This window comes from Kribbella sp. NPDC049584, from assembly GCF_040675555.1.
Classification (GTDB): domain Bacteria; phylum Actinomycetota; class Actinomycetes; order Propionibacteriales; family Kribbellaceae; genus Kribbella.
Genome location: NZ_JBFAPF010000013.1, coordinates 38,264 through 55,340 on the forward strand (window position 1 = coordinate 38,264; position 17,077 = coordinate 55,340).

General features: G+C 67.2%; 21 protein-coding genes. 15 read left to right on the plus strand and 6 right to left on the minus strand.

Annotation, left to right across the window (positions count from 1 at the left end; all coding sequences use genetic code 11):
• Positions 1–58: 58 nt before the first annotated feature.
• The 4 genes from AB0J62_RS34285 to AB0J62_RS34300 are packed head-to-tail and all read left to right on the plus strand — an operon-like array spanning position 59 to position 4,017.
• On the plus strand, positions 59–1,135 hold the full coding sequence (locus tag AB0J62_RS34285) for an alpha/beta hydrolase-fold protein (protein WP_363880305.1): 1,077 nt from the start codon (positions 59–61) through the stop codon (positions 1,133–1,135).
• On the plus strand, positions 1,095–1,841 hold the full coding sequence (locus AB0J62_RS34290) for an alpha/beta hydrolase-fold protein (RefSeq protein WP_363880308.1): 747 nt from the start codon (positions 1,095–1,097) through the stop codon (positions 1,839–1,841). The genes AB0J62_RS34285 and AB0J62_RS34290 overlap by 41 nt, the downstream gene beginning before the upstream one ends.
• A 50-nt stretch (positions 1,842–1,891) precedes the next feature.
• On the plus strand, positions 1,892–3,127 hold the full coding sequence (locus AB0J62_RS34295) for a hypothetical protein (protein ID WP_363880311.1): 1,236 nt from the start codon (positions 1,892–1,894) through the stop codon (positions 3,125–3,127).
• Positions 3,128–3,132: 5 nt separating this feature from the next.
• Entirely contained in the window at positions 3,133–4,017 is an 885-nt protein-coding gene (locus tag AB0J62_RS34300; RefSeq protein WP_363880314.1) for an amidohydrolase family protein, read from the plus strand.
• Here the strand turns inward: AB0J62_RS34300 and AB0J62_RS34305 are convergent.
• The 3 genes from AB0J62_RS34305 to AB0J62_RS34315 are packed head-to-tail and all read right to left on the minus strand — an operon-like array spanning position 3,985 to position 5,782.
• Positions 3,985–4,650: a cation transporter gene (locus AB0J62_RS34305; RefSeq protein WP_363880317.1), complete on the minus strand. Its 666-nt coding sequence runs from the start codon at positions 4,648–4,650 to the stop codon at positions 3,985–3,987. The genes AB0J62_RS34300 and AB0J62_RS34305 overlap by 33 nt on opposite strands.
• On the minus strand, positions 4,643–5,017 hold the full coding sequence (locus AB0J62_RS34310) for a metalloregulator ArsR/SmtB family transcription factor (RefSeq protein WP_363880320.1): 375 nt from the start codon (positions 5,015–5,017) through the stop codon (positions 4,643–4,645). The genes AB0J62_RS34305 and AB0J62_RS34310 overlap by 8 nt, the downstream gene beginning before the upstream one ends.
• A gap of 9 nt (positions 5,018–5,026) precedes the next feature.
• Positions 5,027–5,782, minus strand: coding sequence for a methyltransferase domain-containing protein (locus AB0J62_RS34315; RefSeq protein ID WP_363880323.1), 756 nt, complete (start codon positions 5,780–5,782; stop codon positions 5,027–5,029).
• Positions 5,783–5,957: 175 nt separating this feature from the next.
• On the opposite strand from AB0J62_RS34315, the gene AB0J62_RS34320 reads away from it, so the two are divergent.
• The 3 genes from AB0J62_RS34320 (at position 5,958) to AB0J62_RS34330 (ending at position 9,021) form a co-directional block, all read left to right on the plus strand.
• Positions 5,958–6,407 (plus strand): GNAT family N-acetyltransferase, encoded by a 450-nt coding sequence (locus AB0J62_RS34320; RefSeq protein ID WP_363880326.1) that lies wholly within the window; start codon positions 5,958–5,960, stop codon positions 6,405–6,407.
• 2 nt (positions 6,408–6,409) lie between these two features.
• Positions 6,410–7,126, plus strand: a complete 717-nt coding sequence (locus AB0J62_RS34325) for a methyltransferase domain-containing protein (protein WP_363880329.1) — start codon at positions 6,410–6,412, stop codon at positions 7,124–7,126.
• Between the two features lie 86 nt (positions 7,127–7,212).
• Entirely contained in the window at positions 7,213–9,021 is a 1,809-nt protein-coding gene (locus tag AB0J62_RS34330) for a sugar-binding domain-containing protein (protein ID WP_363880332.1), read from the plus strand.
• Here the strand turns inward: AB0J62_RS34330 and AB0J62_RS34335 are convergent.
• A complete protein-coding gene (locus AB0J62_RS34335; protein WP_363880335.1) occupies positions 9,006–10,094 on the minus strand; it encodes a putative sulfate exporter family transporter in 1,089 nt (362 codons plus the stop codon). The genes AB0J62_RS34330 and AB0J62_RS34335 overlap by 16 nt on opposite strands.
• A 79-nt stretch (positions 10,095–10,173) precedes the next feature.
• Here AB0J62_RS34335 and AB0J62_RS34340 point away from each other — a divergent pair, with 79 nt between their 5' ends.
• Complete coding sequence (locus tag AB0J62_RS34340) at positions 10,174–10,953, plus strand: GntR family transcriptional regulator (RefSeq protein ID WP_363880338.1); 780 nt, start codon at positions 10,174–10,176, stop codon at positions 10,951–10,953.
• Here AB0J62_RS34340 and AB0J62_RS34345 read toward each other — a convergent pair.
• Positions 10,941–11,852, minus strand: a complete 912-nt coding sequence (locus tag AB0J62_RS34345; protein ID WP_363880341.1) for a LysR family transcriptional regulator — start codon at positions 11,850–11,852, stop codon at positions 10,941–10,943. The two genes, AB0J62_RS34340 and AB0J62_RS34345, sit on opposite strands and share 13 nt — an antisense overlap.
• Before the next feature lie 106 nt (positions 11,853–11,958).
• On the opposite strand from AB0J62_RS34345, the gene AB0J62_RS34350 reads away from it, so the two are divergent.
• From AB0J62_RS34350 to AB0J62_RS34370, 5 genes are read left to right on the plus strand one after another with little or no spacing between them, the layout of a single operon-like run.
• Positions 11,959–12,669: an SDR family oxidoreductase gene (locus tag AB0J62_RS34350; protein WP_363880344.1), complete on the plus strand. Its 711-nt coding sequence runs from the start codon at positions 11,959–11,961 to the stop codon at positions 12,667–12,669.
• The gene (locus tag AB0J62_RS34355) at positions 12,644–13,807 is read left to right on the plus strand and encodes a YbfB/YjiJ family MFS transporter (RefSeq protein ID WP_363880347.1); all 1,164 of its coding nucleotides are present in this window, start codon (positions 12,644–12,646) and stop codon (positions 13,805–13,807) included. The genes AB0J62_RS34350 and AB0J62_RS34355 overlap by 26 nt, the downstream gene beginning before the upstream one ends.
• Positions 13,804–14,154 (plus strand): SgcJ/EcaC family oxidoreductase, encoded by a 351-nt coding sequence (locus AB0J62_RS34360; RefSeq protein WP_363880350.1) that lies wholly within the window; start codon positions 13,804–13,806, stop codon positions 14,152–14,154. The genes AB0J62_RS34355 and AB0J62_RS34360 overlap by 4 nt, the downstream gene beginning before the upstream one ends.
• Positions 14,155–14,165: 11 nt before the next feature.
• On the plus strand, positions 14,166–14,567 hold the full coding sequence (locus tag AB0J62_RS34365) for a VOC family protein (RefSeq protein ID WP_363880353.1): 402 nt from the start codon (positions 14,166–14,168) through the stop codon (positions 14,565–14,567).
• Positions 14,568–14,585: 18 nt separating this feature from the next.
• Positions 14,586–15,371 (plus strand): arylamine N-acetyltransferase, encoded by a 786-nt coding sequence (locus AB0J62_RS34370; RefSeq protein WP_363880356.1) that lies wholly within the window; start codon positions 14,586–14,588, stop codon positions 15,369–15,371.
• A gap of 12 nt (positions 15,372–15,383) precedes the next feature.
• Here the strand turns inward: AB0J62_RS34370 and AB0J62_RS34375 are convergent, their stop codons facing one another.
• Positions 15,384–15,995, minus strand: coding sequence for a flavin reductase family protein (locus AB0J62_RS34375; RefSeq protein WP_363880359.1), 612 nt, complete (start codon positions 15,993–15,995; stop codon positions 15,384–15,386).
• Positions 15,996–16,062: 67 nt separating this feature from the next.
• On the opposite strand from AB0J62_RS34375, the gene AB0J62_RS34380 reads away from it, so the two are divergent.
• Positions 16,063–16,740, plus strand: coding sequence for a helix-turn-helix domain-containing protein (locus AB0J62_RS34380; RefSeq protein ID WP_363880362.1), 678 nt, complete (start codon positions 16,063–16,065; stop codon positions 16,738–16,740).
• A 63-nt stretch (positions 16,741–16,803) separates the two neighbouring features.
• Positions 16,804–17,040: a hypothetical protein gene (locus AB0J62_RS34385; protein ID WP_363880365.1), complete on the plus strand. Its 237-nt coding sequence runs from the start codon at positions 16,804–16,806 to the stop codon at positions 17,038–17,040.
• Positions 17,041–17,077: the final 37 nt, after the last annotated feature.

Genomic DNA, 17,077 nt, shown 5'->3' on the forward strand with positions numbered 1-17,077 from the left:
ACGATAGACAGGCATAGCTGACAGCTCATGTCAGTGTTTGCGTGGGTACCCTGGTGGGATGCCTGGTGTCGTGAGCGCGGTCGAAGGAGCCGAGGTGGTGTTCCGCCTCGGTGATGCTCCGCATGCGTTCACCGGCGTTCGGTTGTGGCAGGAGCTCGGACTCCCCGCCGAACTGCTCGAGTTCAAGCCGGTCGATTACGGCTGGGAGCTGCGGCTGCCGCGCCCGTCGGTGCACCGGATGGAGTACCTGTTCGATATCGCCGACCTCGGGATGCGGACCGATCCGACGAATCCACGGACCGTCGGCGGCGCGTTCGGGCACCATTCCTGGCTACCGCTGCCGGGGTACGTCGAACCTGCCTGGCTGACCGTGCCGCCGATCCCGTCGACGCTGACCCCCTTCACCGCGGAGTCCCCGGTCGGGCCGGTGACCGCGCAGGTCTGGGCGCCGGAGGGCATCGCCCCGACGTTCGAGCTACCGCTGTTGCTCGCCCACGACGGTCCGGAGTTCGCCGCGTACGCCGGTCTCGCGCTGTACGCCGGCGCCATGGTCGCCCAGTCCACGCTGCCGCCGTTCCGGCTCGCGCTGATCGAACCGACTGCCCGCAACCTCTGGTACGCGGCGAATCCGCAGTACGCCGACGCGCTGACCCAGTACGTGCTGCCCGCGGTCGAGACGTCGTACCGCAGCCGGCGTCCGGTGATCATGGGGGCCAGCCTGGGCGCGCTCGCGGCGCTGCACGCGGAATGGCAGCATCCGGGCACCTTCGCCGGGCTGTTCCTGCAGTCGGGGTCGTTCTTCACGCCGGGCACGGATCCGCAGGAGTCCCGGTTCGAGTTCTATGCCGAGGTGACCGGGTTCGTCGAGCAGGTGCTCACGGCAACCACGGCGCCGAGTACGCCGCCGGTCGGGATGACTGCCGGGACGACCGAGGAGAACGTGCACAACAACCGGGTGATGGCTGCGCGGCTCGCCGAGCTCGGCCTCGAGGTCACGCTCGACGAAACACCCGACATGCACAACTTCACAGCCTGGCGGGATGTGCTTCATCCTGATCTGACGGATCTTCTGACGCAGACCTGGGGTGGGGCGGATGGAACGGGAGCAGGCCGAGTTGGAGGCGCCGGGGCTTGACCGCCCCGGAACAGTGATCCGCTACGGGCATTTCGGCCGCCCGGTGCTGGTCTTCCCGAGCGAGCAGGGCCGGGCCTGGGACTACGAGAACAACGGCATGGTCGACGCCGTCGCAGACCTGATCGAGGCCGGACGGGTGAAGCTGTACTGCGTCGACTCCTACGACCACGTCAGCTGGTCCGACCGGAGTATCCAGCTCGAGGACCGGGCCCGCCGGCACGAGCTGTACGAGTCCTGGATCGTGAACCAGGTCGTCCCGGCGATCGGGGCCGACTCGCCCGGGGTCAGCGACATCATCACGACCGGCTGCAGCCTGGGTGCTTTTCACGCGTTGAACTTCGCGTTCAAGCGGGCCGACCTGTTCCCGGTCGCGATCTGTCAGAGCGGGAACTACGACGCGAGCAGCTGGCACGCGTGGGGCCAGCGCGGCGACGCGACGTACTTCAACAATCCGGCCGACTACCTGCCCAATCTGTCGGGTGACCATCTCGACTGGTTGCGGCGCCGGCTGTTCATCCTGCTCACGGTGGGTCAGGGTGACTGGGAGACGAATCCGACCGGCTCGTTGCCGTCGGCTCGCGCGACCGACGCACTGCTGACCGAGAAGGGCATCCCGCATGAGCTGGATCTGTGGGGGTATGACGTAGCACACGACTGGCCGTGGTGGCGTCGGCAGCTCGCCCATCATCTGCCCCGATTCTGCTGAGGAGATTTCCCTCTTTCTTTCCTTCCCTTCCCCGATCTATAGGAGATCTTGTGTCTGACCGTTCGCGTCATCTGATCGGATTGTTGCTGGGGGCAGAGGAGGACTGGCCGCAGGCGTTCGAGGCCTTGCTGCAGCGGGTCGGGCCGGTCACGCTCGACGGGCACGAGCACGAGTTCGGGTCCCGGCGGCTGACCATCGAGCCGTTCGACCTCAACGATCCGGTCCGGGTCGGGCTGGTGATCGACCGGCTCGCGTACTGGTACTACCACCCGCGCGAGTGGCTGAAGAAGGCCGCGCTGATGAACGGCACGTACCTGCTGAACTCTCCGTTCACGTTCCAGTCGATGGAGAAGCACTCGGCGTACTGCGCGATGCTCCGGCTCGGGCTGAAGATCCCGCGGACCGTGCTGGTGCCGTACAAGAACCCGGTCGACAACGTGCGCTGGGCGTACACGTCGGCGAAGTACAACCGCCCGTTCGACCTGGACGCGATCGCCGACGACCTCGGCTACCCGCTGTACATGAAGCCGTTCGACGGCGGTGGATGGCGCGGGGTGTCGCGGATCAACAACCGTGACGATCTGCACCGCGCGTACGACGCGTCCGACGAGATGCTGATGCACCTGCAGGCCACGGTCGAGTACGACAAGTTCGCCCGCGCGCTGTCGATCGGCGCGGAGACGATGGTGATGGACTTCCGCCCGGACGAGCCGATGCACAACCGGTACGCCGTCTCGCACGATTTCTTGTCGCCGTCGGCCGGGCACCAGGCGGTCGCGATCAGCCGGATCGTGAACGCGTTCTTCGGCTGGGAGTTCAACTCCTGCGAGATGCTGGTCAAGGGCGACTCGGTGCACCCGATCGACTATGCGAATGCCTGCCCGGACGTCGCGGTCACGTCGCTGCACTACTACTTCCCGTGGGCGATCAGCGCGCTGGTCAAGTGGTCGGTCTTCTCGCTCGCCACCGGCCGCCGCAGCAAGGTCGACCTCCACACCGAGCGGTACTTCGAGATCGCGGACGACCCGTCGCTGGATTACGACGCGAAGATCGACGCCTATCTGGCCCTCGCGGACGAGTACTTCGAAACCCCGAAGTACCACGAATGGTGCGCGGCCCATCTGGGCGACTTCGACCTCCGCGTCCGCGAATGGGTCGCCGGCCCCGACTTCGACCGCTTGCTGCGCGAGACGGTCGTCGCGACGTACCCGGAGCACGAGCAGGAGAAGTTCCACGCCCACTTCAAGGGCCTGACCGACCTGTGGCTGGCGGATCAGGCAGGCTAGAGGGCGTGCGTGACGCGGAGGTACCGGACTGGTGGCGGCGGCTCGGGTTGGACGGGCTGGTGGATGTGCATGTGCATTTCCTGCCGGACCGGGTGATGAATGCGGTCTGGGCGTACTTCGACCAGGCCGGTGAGCACTACGGGACCGAGTGGCCGATCACCTACCGGACGTCGGTCGAGGAACGCTTGAAGACCCTCTCCGAGCTGGGCGTGCAGGCGTTTCCTGCGCTGGTCTATCCGCACAAGCCCGGGATGGCGGAGTCGCTCAACTCCTGGGCCCGGGACTTCGCATCGCGTACTCCTGGGTGCGTGTCGAGCGGGACGTTCTTCGACGAGCCCTCAGCGGCCGGCTATGTCCGCGAGGCACTGGAGCTCGGCACCCGCATCTTCAAGGTTCACGTCCAGGTCGGCGATTACGATCCGCGGTCGGGTGAGCTGGACGATGTGTGGGGACAGCTCGCCGAGGCCGGAACTCCGGTCGTCGTGCACTGCGGCTCCGGTCCGATCCCCGGCCGGCACACCGGTCCGGGGCCGATGGGCGAGGTGTTGCGCCGGCATCCTCGGCTCACCGCGATCATCGCTCATCTCGGCATGCCGGAGTACGCCGAGCATCTCGCGCTCACGGCGTACCCGAATGTGCATCTGGACACGACGATGGCCCTGACGCCGTTCACCGAGGCGATGATGCCGTTCCCCCGCGAGCTGGTCCCGCGGTTGGCCGACCTACAGGACCGAATCGTGCTGGGCACCGACTTCCCCAACATCCCATATGAGTACGCCGTCCAACTGGCGTCACTCGACGCGCTCGACCTGGGCGACGACTGGCTGCGCGCGGTGTGCTGGGACAACGGCGCCCGGCTACTCGGCCTCGCAAGAGCCGCCGAGGGGTGAGCAGCAGCCCTCACCCCGCCAGGCCTCGACGCCCTCGCGGACTGCCACGGCGGCAATGATCAGGCCCGCGATCGGGTCTGCCCAGGACCAGCCGAGGGTTGCGTTCAGCACAAGGCCGACCAGGAGCACCGCGGACAGATAGGTGCAGAGCAGCGTCTGCGCCGAGTCGGCACCGACCGCGTTAGACCCCAGCGCTTTGCCTGTGCGTCGTTGAGCCCAGGACAGAAACGGCATCACGATCAAGGACGCGATCGCCAGACCGATGCCGACCGGAGACGTGTCCGGATCGGCTCCGGTGATCAGGCTGCGCGCCGACTCGAAACCGACGTACGCGGCGAGGGCGAAGAAGGAGAAGGCGAGGAGGCGGAGGGCACGGCGTTCGCGGGACTCCGGCAGGGGGTGCCGGAACTGCCAGAGGATGATCAGCCCGCTCGAGACCTCGACGACCGAGTCCAGCCCGAATCCGACGAGAGCGGCCGAGCCGGCGACGATCCCGGACGAGACTGCGACGACTGCCTCGATCACGTTGTACGTGACCGACGCGCCGGCCAGCAGTTGGGCGCGCCGACCTAGCCGGCGGCGCTCTTGTGGATCGACGGCCCAAGTGCGTCCTAGCTGCAGTGGCTCAACCATGGCTCGACTCCGGTGCGGCGGCCGGGTTGCGCGTCAGACCGTAGTTCGGGCAGAGGGCGACCGCGTCGCCGGTCAGGCCGAGGAGGCGCTCGGCCGCAGCCAGCAGGTCCATCGTCGCCTCGGGGTGGGACAGGCTGAACATCGAAGCCCGCCCTTGCGGTCGCGACTCGACCAGACCGCAGTCCCGCAGACACGCGAGATGCTTGGACACGGTCGACTGCGCCAGCCCGAGATGCTCGGTCAGCTCGACTACCCGATGCTCACCCAACGCCAGATGCCGCACGATCGCCAACCGCGAGCCATCACTGAACCCGTGAAACAAACACGCCGCAACCGCCAGATCCGTACCGACAGCACTCATCGCCATTCGGCGATGTTATCGCAGATCGGCTCGCCGCGGGCGAGTGAGAACGTAGGCGGTGGGAGTGGCTCCGTTGTACCTGAGCAGGCGTTGGCGAACGACCTTGAGGGCTCGGTGTCGTTGGATCGCGGTGTTTAACAGGCGTTTTTCCTCGGTCAGGAGGACAGCCCGGCCGGCTGGGGTCAGGACTCGGTCGAGTTCGGACACGACCGCGGGGTAGAGCGTGCGGTTGAGCGCATGGCTGCCCACCTGCTTGCCGAACGGGAGATTCGTGACGACGCGATCAACGCTTGCGTCCGCTAGTGGAAGAGCCTCCGCCATGGTTTGCGCGAGCTGACGGCATCCGTTCGTGGTTGCGAGCTTGAGGGCGTGGGGGTCGTGATCGGTTCCGATGACGTGCGCGTCGGGTGTACGACGGCGTACGGCCAGCAGAATGGTTCCCGTTCCGCAGAACGGGTCCAGCACGCGCTGTCCAGGCCGGACCTTCGCCAGCCGGACGAGCACCTCGGCAACCACCGGATTGGTTGACCAAGGCAACCGTTCGAGCGGGCCGAAGCGGCGCATCCACGGCGCGACGCCGGCGCCGGAAACCGTGAAGTAGAGAGCACAGGCAACGAGTTCGTCCAACGGACCGTCGACCGCACATGCGACGGTCTCAGCGGACAGTTGACGGATCGAACGGACGGACGCCATCGCCCGGAGCTCCTCGATGAGGAGGTCGGCGGCGCCGTCGATGGTGCGCAGGACAAGATGGTTGGTGCAACAGGGCACGACGTGGCTCCTGAAGGGTCGCGATCGACAGAACAGTCGAAGCGCGGCGCACGCACGACGCAGCGGGCCGACTCCATCCGGAGCCCGCCGGGGTCGCACCTACGCCTTCAGAAACACGACATCAACGACAGGGTATTGGCTCGCGTCACCGGTCCTCATCTGATTTTGTTGGCGGATGGCTGAGGTGGAAGAACGGTCGCCGGATGACGCGGAGCTGGCCGTCCTGTTGAAGGCCGCGTTCGACGAACTCGTCTCGCGCAACGGCGCCGAGGGCCGGACGCAGGTCAAGGACGGCGCAAGGTACTTCGTCGTGGTCGACGGAGGACAGGCCGTCGGGTGCGGCGCCATACAGGTGTTCGGCCCGGACAGCGCTCATCCGGGAGACGCCGAGGTCAAGCGGGTATACGTGACACCGGCCGCTCGCGGTCGGGGCTATGCGCGTAGGTTGCTGGCCACGCTGGAGGAGGCAGCCCGCTCGGCCGGCCATCCAGTCCTGCGCCTGTCCACCGCGGAAAGACAACCGGAGGCGATCGCCCTGTATGGGTCAAGCGGCTACGTGCGGATCGCCCCGTGGGGCAAGTACGTCAACGAGCCGCTGACCCGCTGCTACGGAAAGGCACTCTGAGCGTGGCGCGTCTTCATACGGTCGAGCAGTTGCTCGAGGTGCTTGATCAGATGGTGGGCGCGAGCGGCCGAGGTGATCGCTCGCATGCGTCCGCGGCGAAGTACTGGACCGAGCTGCTGACGACGCCCGGGCATCCGCTCGCGCGCCGACTGCCCGACGAGCCGCTCGTCGATTGGAATGAGCGCGGGCTGCTGGGCGAGCTCGGCGGCGCCCGGGTGCTTGATATCGGGTGCGGCGGGGGCCGGAACACTCGGTGGTTCGCGGAGCAGGGGGCGACGGTCGAGGGTGTCGATCTCGCCGGGGAGCTGCTCGACGCGATCCGTCCAACCATGCCTGGATCAGTCACCCTGACCGCACTCGACGTACTGCGGGATCCGCTGCCAGGAGGCCCGTTCGACCTGGTGTACGACTCGGGCTGCTTTCACCACATCGCGCCGCATCGCCGCATCACCTACCTCGAGCGCATCCTCCCGCTCGTCGGCCCCGGCGGCCGCTTCGCGATCGTCACGTTCGCCTCGGAGCGCATGGAGTCGCCCTCAGATCTCGACGTGGTCACCACCGGCGACACGTACGGCGGCATGACGTTCTCCGTCGACGACCTCGGCACGATCTTCGGCGCCCTCACCCCGGTCGAGCTCCGCGCCGTACATCCCGACCGCCCCGACACGTTCGGCCCGGACTTCCTCAACGCCGCGCTCTTCCGGAACGAGGGCCGCTGAGCGGGGGATGAACAGCCCGTTGCTGACGCCATTCCAACGTTGTACTGTCGTGCTGTCGTCATCGGGATCAGCATCTGGGAGAGTTCATGTCGCAGCCTCGTGCGGAGTATCCGCGTCCGCAGTTCGTTCGTCCGGAATGGGTGAATCTGAACGGTGACTGGCAGTTCGAGATCGACCGGTCGGACTCCGGGCTGGAGCGCGGGCTGCGAGAGCGGGAGCTGACGCAGCGGATCGTCGTACCGTTCGCGCCGGAGTCCGAGTTGTCCGGAATCGAGGACGTCGACTTCCTGGAAGCGGTCTGGTACCGCACGACGGTCACCATCCCCGCGGACTGGGCCGGCAAGGAGGCGGTGCTGCACTTCCAGGCCGTCGACCACGACGCGACCGTCTGGGTGAACGGCGTCGAGGTCGTCCGGCACCGCGGCGGGTTCACACCGTTCAGCGCCAACCTCCGCCACGTCGCCGCCCCCGGCGAAGAAGCAACGATCGTCGTCCGCGCGCGCGACAGCCACCGCGGTCCGCAGGCGCGGGGCAAGCAGAGCCAGCTGTACTTCAACCACAGCTGCCTCTACACCCGCACCACCGGCATCTGGCAGACCGTCTGGCTCGAAGCAGTGCCCCCGGTGCACCTGAAGCGCCCGCGCATCACCCCGGACGTCGCCGGCTCGAGCTTCCACCTCGAAGTACCCGTCTCCGCGAACAAGCCCGGCCACCGGATCCGCGCCACCCTCAAGGACGCCGACGGCGAGGTCACCACGGCCGACGTACGCGCCGATCTCGATCTGGCCCCACGCCTGACTCTGCAGCTCCCGGCCGACCGCGTCCGCCTCTGGGACACCACCGACCCGCACCTGTACGACGTACACCTCGAGCTGATCGATGCCGACGGCAACGTTATCGACCAGGCCGACTCGTACGCCGGTCTGCGCTCGGTGAGCATCAACGGCAAGGCGATCCTGATCAACGGCAAGCACGTGTACCAGCGGCTCGTGCTGGACCAGGGGTACTGGCCGGAGAGCCTGATGACCGCGCCGTCCGAGGAGGCGCTGATCCGCGACATCGAGCTCAGCCTTGCGGCCGGGTTCAACGGCGCGCGCCTGCACCAGAAGGTGTTCGAGGAGCGGTTCCTCTACCACGCGGACCGCCTCGGCTACCTGGTCTGGGGCGAGTTCGGCGACTGGGGCTCCGGCGTTGGCAACACTGACAACGACAACCAGCAGCCGACGGCGTCGTACGTCGCGCAGTGGCTCGAGGCGGTCGAGCGCGACTACAGCCACCCGAGCATCATCGGCTGGTGCCCGCTGAACGAGACCCACCAGCTCCTGCACGACCGCATCACCCAGCTCGACGACGTCACCCGCGCGATGTTCCTCGCCACCAAGGCCGCGGACACCAGCCGTCCCGTGCTGGACGCGTCCGGCTACAGCCACCGCGTGCCGGAGACCGACGTCTGGGACTCGCACAACTACGAGCAGGACCCGGCCAAGTTCGCCGAGCAAATGGCGGACCTGGTCAACAACAAGCCATACGGCAACACCGGTGGCCCCGAGGGCAAGCCGATCTCGCTCCCGTACGACGGCCAGCCGTACTTCTGCAGCGAGTTCGGCGGCATCTGGTGGAATGCCGAGAAGGCCGCCGCCGGTAAGACCGGGAACTCCGCCGACTCGTGGGGCTACGGTCAGCGCGTCGCGGACGAGGAGGAGTTCTACACCCGCTTCGCCGGCCTGGTCGACGCGCTCCTCGACAACGAGCTGATGTTCGGCTACTGCTACACGCAGCTGACCGACGTCTTCCAGGAAGAGAACGGCATCTACAACTTCGACCGCTCCAACAAGCTCGACGTACCGCGCATCAAGGCGGTCCAGGACCGCCAGGCAGCTTACGAGAAGAACTGAAGGCCTAGGCTGCCGACCGCGACCAGGACCCAGAGGATCGCTCCGAGCAGGAGCGGCCTGGGTCCTGCGTCGCGCAGCTCACGCGGCCGCAGCGATAGTCCGATTGCAACTAGTGCGGATGTGATTAGTGTGCTGCCGATGATCGTGAGGGTCGGCAGCCAGGAGACGGGTACGACGCCCGCGGAGCGCAGGCCCGCGGCGGCGATGAACCCGATCAGGAACAACGGAACGAGCTTGCGCCACGGCAGCGGCTTGCGAATCGACGTCGTCGCACCGTCGTACGAACCCTCCCCTGCGGCGTCGAGCGCACGAGCCGCGCGGTTCTCGCGCCGGATCTTCAGCGCGACCAGCGTCAGCACGATCGGGATCAGGGTCAGCGAACGGGTCAGCTTCACCACGATCGCCTGATCGCCGGCGGCCTGGCTGTACGCATACCCGGCCGCGACGACGGACGACGTGTCGTTGACCGCAGTACCGGCCCAGAGCCCGAAGGACTCCGAGCTCATCCCGAGCAGATGCCCGAGCGGCGGGAACGTCAGCACGGCGACGATGTTGAACGTGAAGATGGTCGCCATCGCATAGGCGACCGACGAACGCCGGGCCCCGATCGCGGCAGTCGCGGCGGCGATCGCGGATCCGCCGCAGATCGCCGTACCGACGCCGATCAGCGTTTGCGTATCTCCGCGTACGCCGAGCAGCCGCCCGAAGAGCCACGCTCCGCCCAGGGCGAGCGTGAGCGTGCCGAGCATGACCGGCAGCGACGAGACTCCCACGCGCGCGACCTGCTGGAGCGACAGACCAGTCCCCAGTACGACGATCGACAACTGGAGCAATGTCTTCGAGGCGAAGTCGTACCCCGGGCGGCAGGCCTCGCTCCGGAGCGGCTGGATGAACAGGCCGGCGATCACTCCGAGCACGATCCCGAAGACGGGCCCGCCCACAACGGGCACCAGCCGGCCGAGCGGGACCGCCACCGCGGTGATCACCAAGACAACTGCCAGGCCTGGGATCCGGGACGCCGGCTTCGCAGCGGCAGTCGAGGTGTGCCGTGGCCTAACCTCAAGGTGCACCACTGAGCCGGTCCTTCCTGCGGAAATGTACGCACATTTACGGTAGGAGATGACCGGACATTTAGCAACCCGGAAGGAACGGATGAGCGTGGGCAGGCTGGACCGTGCCGGCGGCGGGCCGCTGTGGAAGCAGTTGCAGGAGGATCTCGTCCGGCGACTGCGGTCCGGGGAGTTCGACGACGCCTTCCCCGGGGAGCTCGCGTTGGTCGACGAGTACGAGGTCAGCCGGCACACGGTTCGCCAGGCGCTCGTTCAACTGCGGACCGACGGGCTGATCATCGCCGAGCGCGGACGCCAGCCACGGGTCGCGACGGTGCCGGAGATCCGGCAGCCGATGGGTGCGCTCTACAGCCTGTTCTCCTCTGTCGAGGAGTCCGGCCTCCCGCAGCGCAGCGCCGTACGCGCGCTCGATGTCCGTGCCGACGGCGTGATCGCCGCCCGCCTCAACCTGGACGGATCGACCCCGCTGCTCTACCTCGAGCGCCTCCGGTACGCCGGTGACGAGCCGCTGGCACTCGACCGCGTGTGGCTCCCCGCGACTCTCGCAGAACCGCTCCTCGACGCCGATTTCACCCACACCAGCCTCTACAACGAGCTCTCCACCCGCAGCGGCATCAATCTGGACCACGGCCGCGAAGACATCCGCGCCGTGAACCCGAGCCCGTCCGAGCGAGCGCTCTTGCACTGCCCCGCCGACGCTGCGGTCTTCTCGATCGTCCGCCAAGGCACCGCTCAGAACAGCGCGGTCGAGTGGCGCCACACCCTTGTGCGCGGCGACCGGTTCGCCCTGTCCGCGGAGTTCTCCGCGAACGCCGGCTACCGCCTGACGCCGAGCACCACGGCCCTGTCTCAGGCCTGGTGAAACGGATCATCCGCAGGTAACCAGGACGCCGCCGGGTCCAGGTCGACCTTCACGTCCCGGGTCAGCGCATCGACAGCCGCGAGTACGGCGGGACGCGATTCGTCCTGCCGCGCTACCAGCGCCCAGGTCCAGATCGGAACCGGCTCGACCACTGGTCGGCGTACGAACCCTCGCGGCAACGGTGTCGCATCCCGTTTCGGCGAACTCACGATCGGCCGGCCCAACCGCCGTACGTGATCGAAGAACGCCGGACCGGTGATCCCGTGATCCTCGATCCGTTCGACCATGGCGCCGGTCGCGCGGGCAAACTCGACCGCGTAGATGTTCCACGAAGCCCATGCCTCCGTGTCCGCATCGACCAGCACGACCGTGTCCCGCGCCCGGACCGGCACCTCGCCGCCGGGCGAGACCGCGAACAACCGATCCGCACCCAGCAGCCGGCCGGACAGTTCCTGCTCGGCCAGGTCGGTCGCGCGCACCCAGCAGATCGCGAGGTCGATACTCCCGTCCGCGACCCGCGCGGCCTGCGTGTGCGACGGCATCACCCAGGCGTCGACCAGCAGTTGCGCCACACCGGACACCCGCTCGGCCAGATCCGGAGGTCGCCAACTGACGTACCCCAATCGCACGGGCTCGCTCGCCGCGAATCCCCGCGCCGTACGCCGCAGCGCGTCCGCCTGCTCGAGCAACGCCCGACTCTGCGGCAGCAAGGTCTCGCCGTGGGCGGTCAGCGTCACGGTACGGCGGTCACGCTCGAACAGCCGCACACCAAGATCCCGCTCGAGGGACTTGATCTGCTGTGACAACGACGGCCCGGCGATGTGCAATCGGGCCGCGGCCCGCCCGAAGTTCAGCTCCTCGGCGACCGCCACGAAGTACCGCAACTGCCGCAGCTCCACCTGCCACAGCGTAGTAGGCGGAGCCTCCCAGCTGGGAGCAAACCGGTCGTGGAAAAGCTCGCATGGTTCGACCACCATCGAATCAACAACCTCGAGAAGGAGAACCATGAACCACCAGAAAGTCGCCGTGATCACCGGAGCGTCGCAGGGCATCGGGGCGGGCCTGGTCACGGCGTACCGCAAGCTCGGCTATGCCGTCGTCGCGAACTCGCGGACCATCACGCGCTCCGACGACCCGCTCGTGCTGGCCGTCCCGTCCGACCTCGCCGAGCCGGGCGCCGGCGCGCGAGTGATCGAGCAGGGCCTCGACACCTTCGGCCGGATCGACACGCTCGTCAACAACGCGGGCGTCTTCGTCGCCAAGCCGTTCACCGAGTACACCGACGAGGAGTACGACCAGATCACCGGCCTCAACCTGCGCGGCTTCTTCGACAGCACGCGCCGGGCGATCACCGCGATGCTCGAGAACGAGGACGGCGGGCATGTCGTCAACATCACCACCAGCTTCGCGGACCACGCGTTCAGCACGGTCCCGTCCGCGCTCGCGTCGCTGACCAAGGGCGGCCTGAACTCGGTCACCAAGTCGCTCGCGACCGAGTACGCCGCGCGGGGGATCAGGTTCAACGCGGTGGCGCCCGGCGTCATTCGTACGCCGATGCACCCGGAGGAGACGCACGAGTTCCTGGCGGCTTTGCACCCGGTCGGCCGGCTCGGCGAGATCGAGGAGATCGTCGACGCGATCACCTACCTGGAGAGCGCGAAGTTCGTCACCGGCGAGGTGCTGCACGTAGATGGCGGCCAACAGGCAGGCCACTGAGATGTCGGCGACTGCCGCGGTCAGTGAGAGGTTCGCAGCGGGTCGAGCCGCTTGGCGGTTGGCCGGGCAGGGGGCTGCGGCGCTGGCCGGCGGGATGGGGATCGGCCGGTTCGCGTATACGCCGATCCTGCCGATGATGCACGCACAGGTCGGCCTGTCACCGCGGCTCGGCGCCGCGCTCGCGACGGCCAACTACACCGGCTACCTCGCCGGTGCGTTGGCAGCCATCGCCGTACCGCGGTTGATCCACTCACGCTGGGTGCTTCGGCTATCGATGCTCATCCTCGCCGCGACGCTCGCCCTGATGCCACTCGGTCGGAGCGGATCGCTCTGGCTCGGGCTGCGGTTGATCGCGGGGATCGCGAGCGCGCTGGTGTTCGTGATCGCGGTCAGCGCCGTACTCCCCCGGCTGCACAGTCACCACGTTGGCTGGACATTCGGCGGAGTCGGCGCCGGCATCGCGCTCTCGGGCGCAGTACTTGCTGGCGGCAACTGGCGTACGGCGTGGTGGATCACGGCACTGCTCACGATCGCCTGCACGATTCCGGCCTGGCACCTGACCGGGTCGGCCAGGTCATCAACTGTTGCGCGGGGCACCAGATCGCGACACTTCAATGCACTGCTGGCCAGCTACACCTTGGAGGGTATCGGTTACATCATCGCCGGCACGTTCCTCGTTGCCGCGATCAACGAAACAGCATCCGGTGCTGTCGGCAACGGAGCCTGGATCATCGTCGGCCTGGCCGCCCTGCCGTCGACCGCGCTCTGGGCCTGGTTGAGTCGATCATGGTCGCGGTCGACGCTCCTGCTGGTCGCGCTGCTCCTGCAGGCAGTCGGCGTTGCGCTACCGACCTTCATCCACGGGATCGCGGCCGCGCTGATCTCCGCGGCGCTGTTCGGTGCGACGTTTCTCGGCGTCGCCAATCTCGCGATCGCGATCGGCGCCGAACTCAACGTGCCGCACGCGGTCGCCATCCTCACCACCGGCTACAGCCTCGGCCAGATCATCGGCCCGCTGGCCGTCGGACCTGTGCTCCACAACGGATATCACCAGGCGCTCCTGGTCAGCGCCGGCGTCGTGGCTCTCGCCGCGACGGCCGCACTCCTGGTCCGCCATCAACCGAAGGAACTCACATGAACGACATCCTGTACGACGTCCTTGCCCAGTGGAAGTCAGCCATCGACGACCACGATCCGCAACGTGCCGCCGCGCTCTTCACCAAGGACGCGATCTTCCAAGGCCTGCATCCGTACGGCGTGGGCCGTGACGCCGTCGCGGAGTACTACGAATCACAGCCCGTCGGCCTGTCTCCGCAGTACAGACTGCTGGAAACCCGCCAGCTCGGCGAGGACACGCTGCTCGCATACTTGGCCGTCGACTTCACCTTCACCGATCGGCCGACGATCCCGGTCAACCTGCTGGTCATTCTTCGGCGGACCGATGGCGGCTGGCTCATCTCGCACTATCAGGTCTCGCGGTTGTAGATACTGATCGCATGACGGTCAAGGAACTACGGTTGGTGGTCACGGCGGACGACTACGAGGAGGCGGTCGCGTTCTACCGCGACGTGCTCGGGCTGCCGGAGCGGGCGTCGTACTCCTCGGAGGACGGGCGGGTGACGATCCTCGAGGTCGAACGGGCCACGCTCGAGATCGCGGATCCCGGGCAGGCGGACTTCATCGACGCGGTCGAGGTCGGTCGGCGGGTCGCGGGCAAGTACCGGGTCGCGCTCGAGGTGGAGGATTCCGCGGCGACGACGCAGAAGCTCGCCGACGCCGGCGCGACGGTGATCGCGGAACCGACCCGAACGCCGTGGAACTCGCTCAACGCGCGGCTCGAAACGCCTGGTGGCATTCAACTCACACTCTTCACGGAACTTGACCTGAAGCAGGCTTGAAGTGTTGGGCTAGGGACCATGTGGAACATCGAGAGCCTTGACCTGGACGCCTACCTCGCGCGGATCGGGCACGCGCGAGTGGCGCCGTCGGCGGATGCGTTGCGGAGTCTGCATCGGGCGCATGTGCTGGCGATCCCGTTCGAGAACATCGACGTGATCCTCGGGACGCACCCCGGGATCGGGCTCGATGCGATCCAGGCGAAGCTGGTCGGCCGGCAGCGCGGCGGGTATTGCTACGAGCACGCGCTGTTGTTCGGCGCGGCGCTCGAGCAGCTCGGGTTCGACGTCGTACGACGGGTTGGCCGGGTGCAACCGCACAAGGCGGGCCCGCGTACGCACGCCCTGCTGAAGGTGGGGGTTGATGGGTCGTGGTTCCTGGCTGACGTCGGCTTCGGGGCCGGTCAGCTCTATCCGACTCCGCTGAAGGACGGGGTCGTGGTCGACCAGGCCGGCTGGGATCATCGACTCACGCTCGACGGCGACGTGTGGACGCTGTCGAAGAAGACCGCGGACGGCTGGGAGCCGCAACACGCCTCCAACGACGAGCCGGTGCGACCCATCGACTACGAGGTCTACCACCACTACGTCTCCACCCACCCAAACTCCCCATTCACCGGCCGCCCGGTGGTAATGCGCGTGTCCGACGGCGTCGTACGACGACTGATAGGCAACACCCTCACCACGGAATACGCTGACGGCCACACAACCAAGCAAACCGTGCCAACCCAGGACCTCCCCGACGCCCTCAAGTCCCTCGACGTACACCTCAACGAGGAAGAACTCGACCGCCTACGACTGCTGTAAGCCGACCGCCTCCTAGGTGCGGTTTCTGGGGGTTTCTGTTCGGAAGGATTCGCCTAGTTCTTCGGCGAGGCCGAAGTAGTGGCGGAAGTTGTAGATGAGGGGGGACCACGCGGCGGGGTCTACGTGGGAGGTTCCCGGGACGACGATTGCTTGCTCGGCGTGGACTCGTAGGACCTCGGCTTGGGCGATGAGGAAGTTGCCCTTGGCATCCAGGTCGGCTTGGGTGACGGTTCCCTCGAACTGGATCGGGCATTCCGCGACGCGGGGTGGTGTGACCAGTTCTGACGGGACCGGTGTGAGGCCGGCGGCCGCGAACTTCTCGCGTCCGAAGCGGAAGCGGGCTTGTTTGGACTCCGGCACGGGATTGCGGCCGGTCAGGCCGGCGATCCGCTCGACGGCTTCCCACTGGGACGGCGACGGGAAGTTGATCACGACGTCCGGGCGGGAGCGCAGGTTGATCGCGGTCTGACCGGTCATGCCGACACCCAGGACGACAACATCACCAAGCGCCCACGCGGACGACATCGGCGCGAGATTCACAGTCCCGTCCTCGTTGACCGTGCTGAGGAGCGCTACCGGCGTTCCGACGTACAGGATGGAAGGTTCGATAGTCAGATGGGTCATGTGAATCGACAGTAGGCACCGGACAATTCGGCGGCCGCCTAACTGACGCCAAGGCATGATGGGCGGTATGAGTGCCGAAGGTGAGGAGCTGGCCGGTTGGGCGCGGATGCTTGCCGACGGGACGCGGGCGACGGTTTGTCTGGCCTTGCTCGACGGGCGGGCGTGGACGGCGACCGAGCTCGCGAAGTTGGCGAAGGTGTCGCGGCCGACGATCAGTGAGCACCTCAACTTGCTCGTCGGCGGCGGTCTGCTGACCGAAGTACGGCAGGGGCGGCACCGCTACGTGAAGCTGACCGGACCCGATACAGCCGAGTTGATCGAAGGGCTCGCCGCGCTGGCACCACGACGTACCGAAGTCGCGAACAGCCTGTCAGCAGTCAGCAAGCGGGACGCGTTCGCGAGAGCTAGGACGTGCTATGACCACCTGGCAGGCAAACTCGGCGTCGCCCTGGCCGACGCGATGACGGAGCGTGGCCTGATCGACTGGTCGGACGGGATCGCGCTGACGCCGGAAGGCCAAGCCTGGTTGGAGAATCTCGGCGTCAAGGTCGAGGTACGACGAGGCCGCCCCGCCGTGAGGTCATGCCTGGACGTGACCGAACGACGCCCGCATCTGGCCGGCGCGGTCGGCGCGGCGTTGTGTTCTCACGCGTTGCAACAGGGTTGGGTAAGTCACATACCAGGCGGGCGTGCACTCAAGGTGAACGGCGCAGTACAAGCGTTCGGACTCTCGTCCGGAGTCTGAGAAGTGTATAAGGGAACACGCTTTCAGGCAGCGCTCAGCGTCGATAGCACTTAGCCTTCGGCCATGACTGAGTTCGAGCCCGGCACCGAGCTGGTGTCCCGTCTCCCTCTGCCCAGCCATGTGGTCGTCCGCGTTGACGGCCAGTGGCGTCGCGGCTGGCTGATCGGCCGCGACCATGAGAAGTCGGGATGGACCGCCATGGTGCAGTACGAGGGCGATGACGGTACGGAGCGGACGGAACGCCTCCCGGCGGACCGGATCGCCCTGCCGGAGTCGGAAGGCACGGAGAGAGCGTCCTAGGGAGAGGGAACGCACAGACGATGGCCCCCGGGTGAGC